The organism is Chitinophaga sp. Ak27 (assembly GCF_012726295.1).
GTDB lineage: Bacteria > Bacteroidota > Bacteroidia > Chitinophagales > Chitinophagaceae > Chitinophaga.
In genome coordinates this window covers 35,440-51,718 of record NZ_JABAOB010000002.1, presented here as the reverse complement: position 1 = coordinate 51,718, position 16,279 = coordinate 35,440, and the positions used below count along the sequence as shown (strand labels likewise).

Genomic DNA, 16,279 nt, shown 5'->3' with positions numbered 1-16,279 from the left:
TTAATCGTTGACATATGAAACCAGTTAATAAATCAATCCTTTTGTGCCTGGGGTTACTGCTTACTACTTTGCCCGCCTGTAAAAAGGATCTCATAAAATTAAACGACAATCCTAATGGTTCCAATCCTGCTACCATCAATCCCAACCTGGTACTATCCACGGTATTGACACAGGCAGGTATAGAGATCGTAACGCTGGGGTACCAGGATATGGCGGGGGTGATGCAACATACCCAGAAAGACGGATGGACCACCACCCACAATGAATACGATTGGGCAGGTACCAACAGCTGGACGGCCTACTATGACATCCTGAGAAATAACCAATTGGTATATGACCGGGCTGTAACACTCAACAATGAGTTGCAGCAGGGCGTATCGCTGGTGATGAAATCCATGATGTTCGGATTGATTACTGACCTATGGGGCGATGCGCCTTATACCCAGGCTTTGAAAGGGCAGCTGGGCGGCACAGACAATACGTTACCGGCATATGATCCTCAACAGGTGATTTATGCCGGCATACTGGCCGACCTGGGCAAAGCCAACATTTTGCTGTCTAAATCCAAAAGCGAGTATACCAACCCTATCGATGCAGTGGATGTGTATTATTCAGGCGACCCCACCAAATGGCGCAAAATGGCCAATTCTCTGGCGTTACGGTATTATATGCGCCTGTCGGAAAAGCTACCGGATGTGGCCAAAGCGGGCATTGAAAAAATAGTAGGTGATCCGGCAAAGTATCCCATCATCACCGATGCGTCCGAAGATGCAGCCATGTCGTTTCCCGGCAACAGCAACGCAGACTCCTGGCCAGCCAACGCTACCTATGATTCCGACAGCAGTGGTTACCGGAGACTGAAAATGTGCAATACCCTGGTAACGTACCTGCAAGCCCGGCATGATCCGCGACTCGGCGTATGGGCCAATAAAGTACAGTGTTTTTTACGGGTAGATAATAACCAGCCTCCCGGTACAGGCAATGTATACAAACCTGTAGACACCGTAGTGAACGGCGAAAACCGGAAAGTGCGGTATATATCGCCCGATGTGTTGGCGGCTAAAGGACTTACGCTTAGTGACATTAACCAGGACATAGATTACGTAGGCCTGCCTCCTGCTATCCCTGGTCCTGCCGTGTATAATTTAAGTCCCGATGCCAGCCAGGCTTCCCGGAACCCGCATGTATCCTGGCTCAACGATATCTACAAACAGGCGAAAGGCCCCCTGTTAAAAGCCAGGCTCATTTCCGCCGCAGAAGTGCACTTTATTTTAGCCGAAGCAGCCGGTATAAAAGGTTGGGCCGCCGGCGATGCTGAAACCCATTATAACGCCGCTATCAAGGCTTCGCTCACTACCTGGGGATTAGCAGGCTACTATGACGCCTATATCTCCCAACCTGCGGTAAAATACAATCATACCCAGCAACAGATTGTGGAGCAAAAATGGGTTGCTAGCTGGACCGCGGCCACTGAAGCCTGGGCCGACTTTAAACGGACCGGCTATCCGCAACTGCATGCAGGCCCCTACGCCAAAGGTCCTGTAGTGCCTGTGCGTCTTTATTACATGCTGGAAGAAAGGAACCTGAATAAAGCCAATCTGGCTGATGCCCTGAAACGGCTGGAAGTGACTAACTATTCCTCTTTCGGCGCCAACGGCGCACAAAATAGTCCCTGGTCCAAACCATGGATTATCCAGGGCACTGGCAAACCCTGGTAAGTATTGCTTATCTTAAACGTATCGTAACTATACCCATAATTAATCCGCATATGAAGAAACTATTTTTTGTTTTGCAGGTAAACATGTTATTCCTGGCTACAGCCATGGCTCAACAAGCCATCACGCCCGCCACCGCACTGAGGGCATATCTCAATAACAATGACAAATCCTTTCATTGGGAAGTAAAAGACTCTTTCCGGGTGAATAACACTACGGCATACAGTATACTGCTCACCTCTCAAAAGTGGCGGGAATATACCTGGACACATCAACTCACCATTTTTGTGCCCGGAACCATCGATTACGACGGCGCACTCCTCTTTGTAACCGGCGGATCTAACCGTGATGAACAACCTAACTGGAACGGTCCTACGGACGAACTGTATCAACAGGTCGCTGCCGTAGCCGCTACCAATCACGCAGTAACTTCCGTATTGCGGCAAACGCCCAATCAGCCGCTCTTTGGAAAGCTCACCGAAGATGCCCTGATTTCATTTACCCTGCATAATTTCAAAAAAGACGGCGACTATACCTGGCCACTGTTATTCCCCATGGTAAAAAGCGCTGTCCGCGCCATGGATGTAATACAGGATTTCACTAAAAGCAAATCTATTCCTGTTTCCCGCTTCGTAGTATCCGGCGCCTCTAAACGCGGCTGGACCACCTGGCTTACCGGCGCCAATGACAGCCGCGTAGCAGCTATCGCCCCCATGGTAATTGATGTGCTGAACATGCCGGTAAGCCTCGACTACCAGATCAAAACATGGAAAGAATACAGTATACAGATAGAAGATTATGTAAAACTGGGCATCCCACAAACCGCCCATACCGGTGAAGGACAGGCTATCAACACCATGATTGATCCCTACTCCTACCGTCAGTACCTGACCATGCCCAAAATGATTTTTATGGGCACCAACGATGAGTATTGGGTAGTAGATAATATCAAAAATTATATAGACAGCATACCCGGCAAAAACCTGATTAACTATGTGCCCAACGCAGGACACAGCCTGGGCAACAAAGCACAGGCTTTTGAAACACTGAGCGCCTTCTTTGGCAATACGCTCACCAAACAGCCCTACCCAAATTGCAGCTGGATCACCCGCACGCGGCGTGGTAAAGTAAACGTAACTGCCAAAGCCAGCGCCGACAAACTGGTAGACGTGATCTTGTGGTCTGCCAACTCCCCGGATATTGATTTCCGGAACGACAAATGGACGTCGAAAAGTATGGGCATTACGCACAAGTCCACCGTAAAAGTAAGCACTCCCCTGCCGCAAAGCGGGTACCGTGCTTTTTATGTAGACCTTAAATACACGAATCCTACCGGTGGCACCTATACCGTTAGCACACGCGTATTTGTAACCGATACCCAAAAGATATTATAGCATGAAAAAATTACTGCTGTTCGCAGGCACATTACTCACACATTATACGCTCCTGGGCCAACAAGCAACGCCCGTATTACCGGCTACCTCACACAAATTTGTAGTAGTAGCGCACCGGGGTTATCATATACATGTTCCTGAAAACACCGTGGCCGCAGTAGAGGCTACTGCGCAATGCGGTGCTGACTATGCCGAACTGGATCTGCGCACCACGAAAGACGGCAAGTTGGTACTGATGCATGATGCTACCGTAAACCGGACTACCGGCGGCGAGGGAAAGGTAGCCGACCTTACCCTCGCACAACTTCAGCAGCTATCGCTGAAAGGCAATGATGGCCGGACTTACCGGGTACCTACCTTTGCCGAAGTATTGCAGGCGGCAAAGGGAAAAGTAAATATATATCTCGATTTCAAAGAAGCCGATGTGGCGGAAACCTGGAAGCAAATACAGGCAGCCGGCATGGAAAAACAGGTAGTGGTATACCTGAACAAAAAAGAGCAATACCGCCCCTGGAGAAGCATCGCACCGCAGGTTCCACTGATGACCAGTCTGCCCGATGAAATGAATACGCCTGCGCAGCTGGAAGCCTTTCTGAAGATGATGACGATTTCCGTGCTGGACAATCTCACCGACAGCACTATGCTGGCAGTGGCCCGGAAACATAACGTGGCGGTGTGGTTGGATGCACAAACGCCTACGGAAGGCCCCGGCGACTGGAATGCCGTATTACGCAAGGGCGTACAGGGAATACAAAGCGATCACCCGGACGCCCTGGTCAGCTATCTCCGGAAAAATAACCTGCGGGACGGATTTACTAACGCTAACACCTATACGCCTGCTGCCAGTCGTTATATCACCCTCCGTAATGTACCTTATGGCGATGCCGGGGAAGATAATATGCTGGATGCCTACCTTCCGGAAGACCACCAACCGCAAACAAAGATGATCGTATACCTGCATGGTGGTGGCTGGACAGGCGGCGATAAAAAAGAACTGCCGGCCCAGCTGATCAACGAACTGGCAGGCAAACTGCATTACGGCGTGATATCTATGAATTACCGTCTTATCAGGGATGGAAAAAACGTATACCCGGCACAGTTAGACGATATCCGAAAAGCACTGGCTTTTATCAGCAGCAAAGCGGAGAAATACCAGTTCGACGGTACGCAGTTCGCGCTGATAGGCGGTAGCGCCGGCGCTTACCTCGCCTTACAATACGCTTATGCCTATGATTCCCTGCGCGAGGTAAAAACGGTCATCGACCTCTGGGGGCCTACGGATTTCACAGATAAAAAAGTACGCCAGGAAAATAAAGATGCCGACGAAAAGGTGGTGCGGCTGCTGGGCGTTGCTGATCCTGCTGCTCAACTGGCCTATGATGCCAGTCCCTATCATCAGCTCAGCGCTGCTAATGGAGTGCCTACGTTGTTATTTCATGGCGACGAAGATCCGCTGGTACATGTGAGTCAATCGGAAAAGCTATATGCCAAACTTACGTCCCTGCATATTCCCACGCGGTTCGAAAGATACCCGCATGAAAAGCATGGCGTGGGCGCTGCGGCCGCCATGGATGTATTTACGAAACTGATTGGCTGGTTACAGCAATACTATCCAGCCTTGTAAAACAGAAAGCTTAAAGCAGAAAGCAAAAAGCTATTGTCAAGAATGATTAAAGCGAATTCTTAAATACTCGCTAAGTTCTTCTCCACAATAGCTTTTTGCTTTCTGCTTTAAGCTTTCTGCTTTACAAACAACCCTCCCATCAGTCCCCCCAGGAATCCTAACGCACCGGCTATACGTAAAATGTTGCTGTAGGCATCAATAAATCCCTCGTGATAAACAGCGACAACCGTACCATGCTGTGAAGCGGCTATATCGGCCGGTACAGCGGCATTGCCCAGGTTCACCGTTTGTTCTTTTACGGCAGCCTGCTGGGCAGAGGTAAGCGAAAGTGCAGCGATGCGCTGTTGCACTACTGCAGAGAAAAACAATACGGCCAGCGCACCAAATACGGCGTTGGCAAAAACGCCGGCAAGGCGGGAAACGGCGTTGTTGATACCAGAAGCGGTACCCGATAAATGCGGACTAACAGCCCCCATCACCGTAGCCGTTAATGGCGCTACCGTAAATGCCATACCTAGTCCTAACACCAGCATCCCCGGGAAAAAAGTAGTCCAATAATCGGCGGGCCCCCTGGTTTGTTTTACAAAAGACAAACATAATAAACCAGCGCCAGCGATACAAGGCCCTAATACGAGGAACAGCCGGGCGCCATATTTATCTGCCAGGCTACCGGCATACCGGGCCAACAAAATCATCAGTATCGTAAAAGGCAAAAAGGTAAGTCCAGACGCCAGCTGGCTATAACCCTGCACCTGTACCAGGTTGAGCGACAGGAACAGCATGCCCGCACCCAGGCCGGCGTACAGGAAAAAAGTAAGGAGATTGGCGCCTGTGAAAGTCATATTCCGGAATAAGGTCAATGGCAACATAGGGTCCGCACTTTTATATTCTACCCAGATGAAAACTATCAGTAACAATATGCCGCCAGCCAATGTGCCATATACCTGTGGATGAGCGAAGCCCAGTGAAGGCATCCGCAGCAGTCCAAATGTAAGCAACGCTAGCGCCAGGGCAATCAGCCCTGCGCCAATAAAATCTATACCGGGCGCGCTGTTGTCTTCCTTCCTTTCCTGCACTTTGGTAGCCAGCAGCAGCAATGCGATTACGCCAATAGGCAGGTTGATGAAGAAGATATAACGCCACAGGCCAGCATCGGCCAGGGCGCCGCCTAGTATCGGTCCGCCCATAGTCACCAGCGTAGTAACCGACGACCAGGTGCCGATCGCCTTTCCCCGTTCATTTTCATCGATAGAAGCAGCGATAAGGGACAGGCTTCCCGGTATCATCAGGGCGCCGCCGATGCCCTGGATAATTCGGAAGATAATCAGCCACAACGCGCTACCCGCCACGCCACAGGCAGCTGATCCCAATATAAAAATGGCTATGCCGGTCATAAATATTTTCTTACGTCCCAACTTGTCGCCCAACGCACCGCCAATCAGTATCAATGCGGCCAGCATCAGCATATATGCATTTAATACCCAGAAAAGATCAGCTGCAGAGGCTTGCAAAGCCCGCTGTAGTGCAGGCAGTACCACATTGAGTGCGGTGCCATCTATAAATGCCATCGCTGAAGCCAGGATAGTGGCAACCATGATCCATTTGCCTTCCTTACTGCGAAGAGATACGGTGGGAGTCATAGCGTTATTTTTAGCCGGGGAGGTATCCTTAAATATACACTATTTTCAGCGCAAAGGCGCGAAGTAACAAAGGGGGAAAGTGTTTGACCGCTTTGCTGCTTCGCGCCTTTGCGCTAAATGTAAATGCTTTATTGTATACCCTTGTCGGTTATAGGGAAGAACCAGTTTCTTCTACCGGGGGTATAGTTTCTTCGTTGGGAGTGCCACCTACAGTAGTGTCGCCTGCCAGTGCTTTTTCTTCTTTATTGCGACGGAATAATTTCCTGATAAATCCTGCCAGTGCGGCAAATCCCAGCAAAATAAACTTCCATCCGGCAGCCAGGAACTTCACGATGATGGCAAAGAAACCAACTTTCGCCAGCACTTTACCTGCTACGAGTCCACCTATGGTCCAGGCAGCCACATTATCGATCTTAGGATCAAAATCGGTGTAAGCATTCCCGTCGGTGAAGGTGGCCATGTGCAGTACCTTGCCGATATCTGCTTTTACCAGTGGGAGTTCCTGCATGGTACATACCGCATTCAGCGAAAGGATGCCATGCCGGCCTAGGATACGGATCTGGTAGTTGAGGGTGTTAATGCCGTCCTGGTCGCCGAAATGAATTTCCTTAGCCCAGTGCAACACTTTATTTTCCTTGTCATAAAACGGCGCCTGGGCCCAGCCTACCAGGTGAATGGCCGGATAGCCTTCTTTCAGACGCTGCGCATTTTCTTCCTTTTCGTCCTTTTGCAGGCTTTTCAGCATTTCATCGTAGTTGATTTTTTCAGCATCGTCATCTTTTACATAACCGATGTCTTCATATTCTACCACAAATGCGTAGCTGCTGTCGCTGAATGGGTCTGATTTTTCCGGGAAGATCATGCCCAGGGTATTGGCCGCATTCGACTCGGGGTTGCCCCACAGGGTGGTCAACACATACTTGCTCTGTTCCTTGTTCAGGAACTTAAAGCCTGCCGGGATCTTAATTTCTGCTTTACCGCCGGGAAGGTGGATCAGACCCGTTTCATACTTTTGTGCTTTCCGGATGGAGTCAATCGTTTTTTCCACCTGTTGGCTGGAAATTTCCAGGGAATCACTAATGGGGGCTGCGTGGGTACAAAGGGGTACAAACAGCGTACACGCCAGATATAGGTTCTTTAACATAATGAATGAATATTTCGGGGCAAAAATGCAATAAATATTTCAAATTAAAAAGCTGCTACCCGCCAGGGACAGAAGAATGAACAAAGGTTAGCCCGGGAATGAATAGCACCTACTTGATTTAGAGGTAACAACAAGGCAAGATCCTGAACATGATGTCAACTAACAATAAAGACTATACGAAAATAGTAGATAGTACCTCACCTTACCCCGGCCTTTTTACTTCACCCGTAGTACGAATCTTAAGATGCTATTAAACTATCCCCCCTTACCTCCCCGCACTTAAAAAAAAACTACCTTCGCCGGGTAACCATCATCAATTGCCTGGCATGTAAACCGCCATTTTTCGGGTATTTGCGGGCAAGACTATAATATATACCGAGAATCATATGCGTAATGCCTTCATTAAAAAAGTCGCATTAAAAACATTAAAAATTATATCCATATCTTTAGCCGCTATTCTTGCGCTTTTGTTTTTGCTCCCCATGCTGTTTCCTAACACGGTGTCCAACAAAATAAAGACCTGGGCCAATAACAGCATAACCGGGGAACTGAACTTTTCCAAAGCCCGGCTATCCTTTTTTAATCACTTCCCGGCGCTCACGCTCACTTTATACGATTTTAGCCTCAAAGGAGGTGCACCTTTCCAACAGGATACCCTCGTAGCGGCCAACGAAGTAGCCCTGGGCGTAAACCTGGGCAGCCTCTTCTCCAGCGCCGTTAACATCGACGAAATATACCTGACCAACGGAAAAATCCATATCATGGTGGATTCCTCCGGGCATCCAAACTACAACGTATACCAGTCGGCTCCTGCCAGCAACACCAACAAATCCGACAGCAGCAGCGCCTCCATGAAAATTGAACGGATACAGATAGAACACTGCCACCTCATTTACGATGACCAGTCGCTCCCCATGTACCTGCAAGCCAAAGAAGTGAATTACATCGGTAAAGGAGACCTGAGTAAAGCAGTTTTTGACCTGTACTCTAAAATCAACATCGGCTCATTTGACTTTACTTATGGTAACACCTCCTATCTCCTGTCTAAAAAATTAAACGGAGAACTGATCACTAAAATAAATACCAACTCCCTCGATTTTATTTTCGAAAGAAATGACCTGAAAATAAATGAGCTGCCGGTAAGATTGAAAGGCGCCTTCGCCTTCCTGAAAAACGGCTACAAGATGGACTTTCGCCTTAGCTCCATGGAATCCAGTCTGCATGCTATTTTCGGCGCCCTGCCACCGGAATATCTCACCTGGATGCAACATACCGATGTACAAGGTATGGCCGATGTAAATGCCAGTCTCATTGGCGAATACATTGCCGCCACCAACACCATGCCTACCCTGACCTTTAACATGCAGGTACGCAATGGCCAGATCAGCAATCCCAAAGCACCGGCGCCCATCAAAAACCTGTTCCTGAACTTCCAGTCAAAGCTGGCCCAGCTCAATACGGACAGCCTCTCTGTAAATGTGGATTCTATCTTCTTCAACATCGACAAAGACTATTTCAGCTCCATCATCCGGGTAAAAGGGCTTAAAACACCGGAAGTGCATGTAAAAATGAATACAGACCTGGACCTGGAAAAATGGAGTAAGGCCATGGGCTACCCTTCCTTTGAGCTGAAGGGCCGCCTCAAGGCGCACCTGCTTGCGGATGGCCTTTATGCCACCCGGATACAGGACCGTGGTCCCAAACACCGGCCCGATACCGTAATCGCGAGCATACCAGCCTTTAACCTGGATGCCAGCCTGCGCGACGGCTACTTTAAATTTACGTCCCTGCCGGAAGCCCTTAAAAATATCAGCTTCCAGGTGCAGGCCAACTGCCCCGACAGCAACTACGCACATACGCACTTCAGTATCGACAACATCAACGCCAACCTCCTGGGCAATTATATTAAAGGCTATTTCCGCTTCCACAACGCCGAAGCCCCGGAAGTAGATGCCCAGCTCGCAGCCGTGATGAACCTGGCCGACATCCGGCAATTTTACCATATGGATAGCCTCGATATCACCGGGGCCTTACATATAGATGTAAATACCAAAGGCAGTTATATACCCGCGAAAAGGCGCTTCCCCGTTACTACCGCTCAACTCACCATGAACGACGGCACCATACGGACCAAATATTACCCGACGCCTATCCAGAAAATTAATATAGACGCCACCGTTACCAACACCACTGGCACCCTCCAGTCGATGAAGGTGAACCTGAAGCCAGTAGGCTTCGAATTCGAAGGGCAGCCCTTTGTATTAAAAGCAGACCTTAACAATTTTGATAACCTCCGGTATAATATTACCTCCAACGGGGTGATCAACCTGGGCGCCATCTACAAAGTATTTGCCCTGCAAGGCTATGATGTGAAAGGCTTTATTGCCACCAACCTGGCGCTCAGCGGCACCCAGGCCGATGCTGTTGCCGGGCGTTATAATAAACTCAATAACCGGGGTACGCTCACGGTGAAGGATATTGTACTTACCACTTCCCTGCTCCCCCTGCCCTGCCGCATCAGCAACGGTGTTTTCCGGTTCGACCAGGACAAAATGTGGTTCGATACCTTCGTAGCCAACTATGGTAAATCAAAGCTGACCATGAATGGCTTCTTAAGTAATGTGATCGGTTATGCCACTCAACCGAACCAAACCCTGCACGGCTCTTTCGACTTTAAAAGCAATTATATACTGGTAGATGAACTGATGACTAATGCCACCGAACCTGCCGCCACAGCAACTAAAACCACTACCTCCGGTTCCGGTGTTATCCGGCTGCCCACTAACCTGGCGCTCACCCTCAACGCTGCCGCAGCGAAAATCCGCTTTAAAGGCATGGATATCGACAGCTTCCATGGCCAGGTAGTGCTGGACAGTGGCAAGGTGGTGATGAATAAAACCGGCTTTAATATTATTGGCGCTCCCGTGGAAATGGATGCTACCTACGCCTGCATTCACCCCCAACGGGCTGCATTCGACTACCATATCAGCGCGAAGGAATTTGATATCAGGCGCGCCTATAATGAAATAAAGATCTTTCACGACATGGCCAGTTCGGCCGCCAGCGCCAGCGGTATTGTGGGTATAGACTATCACCTGAATGGTAAACTGGATGGCAATATGAACCCCATTTACCCCTCCCTGAAAGGCGGTGGCGTGTTGTCGGTGAAAAAAATAAAACTGAAAGGATTTAAACTGATGAATGCCGTGAGCCAGTCCACCGGCAAGTCGGATATCAAAGATCCCGATGTATCCAAAGTCGATATTAAATCCACCATCAGCAATAATATTATTACCGTAGAGAGAACCAAACTCCGTATTGCCGGCTTCCGGCCCCGGTTTGAGGGGCAGGTGAGTATGGACGGCAAACTTAATCTGAAAGGACGTGTAGGACTGCCTCCATTCGGTATTATCGGTATTCCGTTTAATGTTACCGGCACACAAAGTAACCCCAAAGTACAACTACGGCGGGGTAGCGATAATAAGCTGGAGGAAACAACGGAATCGGAAGAAGATAACTAAAGATGCATTCCAGCGTTCGCCTCCGGTGAACGCTTTTTTTTGTTAATAACCAACTAACGTTTTTCCTGTAGCCGCTGTATAGCATTTAACAGCGTTTTCTTTTCTGCCGCCGATCTTGTCAGCCGTATAGCTTGCTGGTAGCTGGCAATGGCCTTGCCGCTGTTGGTAGTTGCCCATAAATAAGCTAACAGGGAATGATAATAGCTGTTGTCGTGCAGCTGTAATTTTTCTGCTTCCTTAATACCTGCTTCCGTGCCGTACACTTTGGCAAAAGCGAAGGTCCGGTTCAGCGCTGTTACCGGCGAATATTCCAGCAGGATCAACTGGTTGTAGAGGTGTAAAATATGTTCCCATTTATGCTGATCGGTGGGTGTAGTATGCCAGTAGGCAATGCCGGCTTCCAGGTGGTATTTGGAGACTTCGTCGCCGGTGCAGGCATTCACCAGGTAGTAGTTCCCTTTATCGATTAGTTCCTGGCTCCAGAGGTGTTTGTCTTGCTGCTCAAAAAGAATGGTATCCCCGGCTTCATTAGCCCTGGCATCGAGGCGGGAGCTCTGGAAACACATCAGCGCTAACAGGGCGTTGGCCTGGGTGGTATTGGTAAGCGGATTTTCTGTAAGGATGAGTCCCAGTCGCAATGCTTCTGAACAGAGATCTTTCCGGATCAGCTGATCTCCTGACACAGAAAAATAGCCTTCGTTAAACAGGAGATAGATGGTCCTTAAAACAGTATCCAGTCTCTCAGCAATAGCAGCGGGGTCCAGCTGTTTCACCTGGAAATGATCTTTACGGAGATTGGCCCTGGCACGTAGCAGCCTCTTTTTGATTGTTTCTGTTTTGGTGAGAAAGGCGGCAGCAATCTCCGCTATGCTGCATCCGCAGAGCACCTGTAAGGCCAGGCAGATCTGCGCCGCCGGGGCATTGCTGGGATTACAAACCGCAAATATCATAGCCAGCTGGCTGTCGCTGATCATCTGCGGGGTAAAGTCCGGTTCCTCAAAGGTTAATTGTTCACGGGGCTTTACTGCGTCTTTTACCTGTGTTTCAAAAACCACCTGCCGGCGGAGATAGTCTTTGGCTTTATTCTTTGCCACAGTATATAGCCAGGCGGTAGGGTTCTCCGGAATACCTTTTTCGCCCCATGATTCCATGGCTTTCAGGAATGTTTCACTGGCGATATCCTCGGCAGTTTCAATATGCTGCAACCCAAAATGACGGCATAGTACTGCCGTCATTTTGGTGTACTCCACCCTGAACAGGTGAGGCAATAGCTCGTGGGGAGAGGCTGCATGATCAATCATCAGCTGCTGGCTTTAATCACGTTTCATGATTTCCCGTACTTCTATATTGCCGCCCAGCTTAAAGATGGGATTCGCTTTGGCCATTTCTACCGCCTCGTCGATGGTGTCGGTCTTTACAATAATATACCCGCTCACAAACTCCTTAATCTCTGTATAAGGGCCGTCAGTCACTAGATTATCAGGTCTGACTGTTTTGGCGCTTACGGGCGACAAGGTATTGCCTTTGTCTACCAGTTTATTCTGTGCGGCAATGCCAGCCAGCCAGTTCATCCTTTCCTGCATTTGTTCTGCAGAGGGCTTTTCCTGGGATTGATTATTCAGCCGGAAGATTAATACAAACTCTTTCATGGTTTATCAGTTTTGTTTTCATCCAGATGACGAATGAAAGTTTCCCGGGGGGACAAATAAAGTTAATTTTTTTTCAGAAGGGGGTAAACAAAAAAGGGAAACGCCTTTCAGCGCTTCCCTTTTAATTTACGTATAGTGGTTATCGTTAGGACTATCAGCAGGCCGACACCTCTTTCTTACTTAGCTTAGGCTCCAGCCCCAGGTTTTGTAACATCTGCATATCTTCTGTTACGCCTGGATTCGGTGTTACCAGCAGGGTTTGGCGCTCGCCGGTAAAGATGGAGTTGGCCCCTGCCATAAAGCACCAGGCCTGTTCTGACTCCGTCATTTCGATACGGCCGGCGGTGAGGCGCACCGTAGATGCCGGCATCACGATCCTGGCGGTAGCAATCATGCGCACCATATCCCAGGCATCTACTTTCGGATTATCTTCCAGCGGCGTACCTTTTACCCTGGCCAGTGCATTAATAGGCACGGATTCGGGGTGTTTAGGCATCGTAGCCAGCGTGAGCAGCATAGAAATACGGTCGCGATGCGTTTCTCCCAGACCGATAATACCCCCGGAGCAAACGGTGATACCGGCTTTGCGTACGTTGTTGATGGTATTGATACGGTTATCAAATTTCCGGGTGGAAATAATTTCCTTATAGTATTCTTCTGAGGTATCAAGGTTATGATTATATGCATGCAGCCCTGCTTCCTGCAGGCGCACTGCCTGCTCTTCTGTGAGCATACCGAGGGTACAGCAAACTTCCAGTCCCAGGTCATTCACTCCTTTTACCATATCGATTACGCGATCAAAGTCTTTATTGTCGCGCACTTCGCGCCAGGCGGCGGCCATGCAAAAGCGGGTAGACCCGGTTTCTTTGGCTTTTTGCGCATGGGCAATCACTGTTTCTGTGGGCAGTAGTGCCTGTACTTTAATATCGGTATGATACCTGGCTGCCTGTCCGCAGTAAGAGCAGTCTTCCGGGCATCCGCCGGTTTTAATAGATAAAAGCGTGCACACCTGGATTTCCTTTGCAGAATGGTATTGCCGGTGGATGGTAGCTGCCTGGAAAACCAGTTCCAGCAAAGGCTGGTCGTAAATGGCCTGGATTTCTTCCAGGGTCCAGTCGTTTCTGATAGCGGATGTCATCGTATGAGTGGATTATAAGTAGTATATGAATGTGGTTAGGCGTATTGGCACAGCTCCTGGCCTACGGCGGCCATCCAGGCATCGAATAATTGCTGCTCGAACAACTGTACCTGCTGCGCATGTACTTCCCAATCGGCCGCAAACTCGTTGAGCTGGTTGATCATTTCTTCCAGGTGTCCTTCTTCCTCAAGGATGATAGACCGCACCATTACTTTACTCTGTGCTTTGTCCAGCGTGGCCTGGTATACGGGGTATAACAGGTCTGCCCGCACTTCTATGGCGTAGGTAACAAAGAGATAGGCAGCATATTTCAGTGCCTGTCCTTCCAGGCCGAACACTTTTTTCAGGTAGCGACAGGTTTGCATGTCCAGCTGATGGAGATAATGCCGGGTTTGGTGCGGCGCCATCAGCTCGTGCAACTGGTAAGTTTTACAGTGGTCCGGATCTACTTTGGCAATCTGCTTTTTCAGGTAATAGGCATGGCGATGCTCTTCTGCTGCGTGTTTCAGCTGGATAAAGTTCACCAGCGTAGGATGCTCGCAGGCAGATATTTTCCGGGCGCCGGCATTTTCCATAAAAGACAAGGTATTCAGCCACCGGGCATGCAGGGTATCGCGACCAACAATCTGTTGCAGTAGTTCTTCCATAGTCAACTTGTTTCCGCCCAAAAGTAGGCGCTTACCGGATGACTCCACTAGGCCAGTTTTCACATTTTTACTAGTCCGGTTTTGTACCCTCTCTCAAAAGATCTTATTGGCAGGGCCTTCACAGCATTATTTCCTCTCTATAAAAAAGATTAAAAACATGTTATACATTATAAATATTACACTTACAAGTAAATACAGTGTAAATGAAATATCTTGCCGGACTATCAGACCATATTAAAGACAACAACATGAGTAGTCCGACACAAGTACCTTATAAAAGTTTTGTGCAGATAGACCGGCAGTCGGGCACGCCTGTTTATTTACAGATAGCTCATCAGCTGATCAACGCTATTCAGCGTGGTTTCCTGGTCACCGGCGCCCGGCTTCCGGGTACCCGGGAATTCAGCGAATTGCTGGCCGTTAACCGGAATACCATCGTGGCAGTATATGAAGAGCTGGATGCCCAGGGCTGGGTGGAAACACGTCCGAATAAAGGCACTTTCATTATCGGGAAAACAACCATCCGGCCACAGAAAATACGCAGCGCCCACGAAAATCAGCTGGCGCATTATCCCCTGGTGACAGGCTTCTCTTTCAAAAAGAGCAACCTGTTAGACAATCCCTTTGAACACTCTTCCTGCGAATACGTGTTCAACGATGGCACACCCGATATACGGCTTACCCAGATCAATCACCTGTCGAGCCTTTACAGCGCTAACCTGAAAAGGAAAAGCAACCATAAAAAACTGGGCTACTATAACCACGATGGCAGCGAGTTTTTTAAACAGCACCTGTCCAACTACCTGAACCAATCCCGCGGCCTGCACATTTCAAAAGATAATATTCTCATTACCCGCAGCACGGAAATGAGTGTATTCATTACTTCAGAAATATTGCTTTCGCCCGGCGATATTGTACTGGTGGGCGCACTCAGCTACTTTTCGGTGAACATGATCTTCCAGAAATCAGGCGCCAGGATCATGCCCGTACCTATTGATGACGAAGGCATTGATGTAGACGCCGTGAGAAACATTTGCCAGCATCATAAAATCAGGATGCTCTACATTACGCCGCATCACCACTACCCTACTACCGTTACACTGAGCGCTGCCCGACGCATTGCCCTGCTGCACCTGGCCAGCGAATTCGGGTTTGTCATACTGGAAGATGACTACGATTATGATTTTCATTACGACAACAGTCCCGTACTACCTCTGGCCAGTGCCGACAGCCACGGCATGGTGGTATATACCGGCGCCTTCGGCAAATCGCTGGCCCCTGGTTTCAGAACGGGGTTTATTGTAGCGCCGGAAAACCTGATGGTAGAAATGCGGAAACACCTGGGCATTATCGACCGCCAGGGCGATGTGCTAATGGAACAGGTATTGGGAGAGATGATTGAAGCAGGAGATATACACCGTTACCTAAAAAAATCATTGAAAGTATACCAGGAACGGCGGGATCATATTGTAAACATCTTACAGGAACAACTACACGAATTCATCGACTTTAAAAAACCGGCCGGGGGGCTGGCGGTATGGACAAAGTGGAAACAGCCTATTAACTTATTGCAATTGAGTAAAGCCTGCGCCAGGAACAACCTGTTTATACCTAAAACATTATTATACCAGCATAAAGACCTTACCGCTATGCGGCTGGGGTTTGGCCATTTCACACTACCAGAGGCGGAAAACAGCGTGCGGATATTACGGCAGGGAGTGTTGGAGCAATGGCGTCATCAATAACAAGCAATGGCTTTCCAACGCCGGCCCGAAGGCCAGCGTTGGGGCGTACCGACTGTTTATGA

At 49.0% G+C, this 16,279-nt stretch carries 11 protein-coding genes; 5 read left to right on the top strand and 6 right to left on the bottom strand.

Going from position 1 to position 16,279, the window contains the following annotated elements; genetic code table 11:
* Window positions 1–14 precede the first annotated feature (14 nt).
* From HGH90_RS08110 to HGH90_RS08100, 3 genes are read left to right on the top strand one after another with little or no spacing between them, the layout of a single operon-like run.
* Window positions 15–1,718: a SusD/RagB family nutrient-binding outer membrane lipoprotein gene (locus tag HGH90_RS08110; protein ID WP_169190828.1), complete on the top strand. Its 1,704-nt coding sequence runs from the start codon at window positions 15–17 to the stop codon at window positions 1,716–1,718.
* Window positions 1,719–1,768: 50 nt separating this feature from the next.
* Entirely contained in the window at window positions 1,769–3,109 is a 1,341-nt protein-coding gene (locus HGH90_RS08105; protein WP_169190827.1) for a PhoPQ-activated pathogenicity-related family protein, read from the top strand.
* Window position 3,110: 1 nt separating this feature from the next.
* Window positions 3,111–4,733, top strand: a complete 1,623-nt coding sequence (locus tag HGH90_RS08100; protein WP_169190826.1) for a glycerophosphodiester phosphodiesterase family protein — start codon at window positions 3,111–3,113, stop codon at window positions 4,731–4,733.
* 107 nt (window positions 4,734–4,840) lie between these two features.
* Here the strand turns inward: HGH90_RS08100 and HGH90_RS08095 are convergent, their stop codons facing one another.
* Both HGH90_RS08095 and HGH90_RS08090 read right to left on the bottom strand, forming a co-directional pair.
* The gene (locus HGH90_RS08095; protein ID WP_169190825.1) at window positions 4,841–6,373 is read right to left on the bottom strand and encodes an MFS transporter; all 1,533 of its coding nucleotides are present in this window, start codon (window positions 6,371–6,373) and stop codon (window positions 4,841–4,843) included.
* 148 nt (window positions 6,374–6,521) lie between these two features.
* Entirely contained in the window at window positions 6,522–7,517 is a 996-nt protein-coding gene (locus HGH90_RS08090) for a DUF2167 domain-containing protein (protein ID WP_169190824.1), read from the bottom strand.
* Between the two features lie 386 nt (window positions 7,518–7,903).
* Here HGH90_RS08090 and HGH90_RS08085 point away from each other — a divergent pair, with 386 nt between their 5' ends.
* Window positions 7,904–11,038: an AsmA family protein gene (locus HGH90_RS08085; RefSeq protein ID WP_169190823.1), complete on the top strand. Its 3,135-nt coding sequence runs from the start codon at window positions 7,904–7,906 to the stop codon at window positions 11,036–11,038.
* 53 nt (window positions 11,039–11,091) lie between these two features.
* On the opposite strand, the gene HGH90_RS08080 is transcribed toward HGH90_RS08085, so the two are convergent.
* The 4 genes from HGH90_RS08080 to HGH90_RS08065 all read right to left on the bottom strand — a co-directional run bounded on the left by HGH90_RS08080 (window position 11,092) and on the right by HGH90_RS08065 (window position 14,472).
* The gene (locus tag HGH90_RS08080; RefSeq protein ID WP_211172594.1) at window positions 11,092–12,339 is read right to left on the bottom strand and encodes an RNA polymerase sigma factor; all 1,248 of its coding nucleotides are present in this window, start codon (window positions 12,337–12,339) and stop codon (window positions 11,092–11,094) included.
* Between the two features lie 12 nt (window positions 12,340–12,351).
* Window positions 12,352–12,687: a YciI family protein gene (locus HGH90_RS08075; protein WP_169190822.1), complete on the bottom strand. Its 336-nt coding sequence runs from the start codon at window positions 12,685–12,687 to the stop codon at window positions 12,352–12,354.
* Window positions 12,688–12,841: 154 nt separating this feature from the next.
* On the bottom strand, window positions 12,842–13,825 hold the full coding sequence (gene bioB / locus HGH90_RS08070) for a biotin synthase BioB (RefSeq protein ID WP_168764499.1): 984 nt from the start codon (window positions 13,823–13,825) through the stop codon (window positions 12,842–12,844).
* Between the two features lie 35 nt (window positions 13,826–13,860).
* Entirely contained in the window at window positions 13,861–14,472 is a 612-nt protein-coding gene (locus HGH90_RS08065) for a hypothetical protein (RefSeq protein ID WP_169190821.1), read from the bottom strand.
* A 203-nt stretch (window positions 14,473–14,675) separates the two neighbouring features.
* On the opposite strand from HGH90_RS08065, the gene HGH90_RS08060 reads away from it, so the two are divergent.
* Complete coding sequence (locus HGH90_RS08060) at window positions 14,676–16,217, top strand: PLP-dependent aminotransferase family protein (RefSeq protein ID WP_247679879.1); 1,542 nt, start codon at window positions 14,676–14,678, stop codon at window positions 16,215–16,217.
* Window positions 16,218–16,279 lie beyond the last annotated feature (62 nt).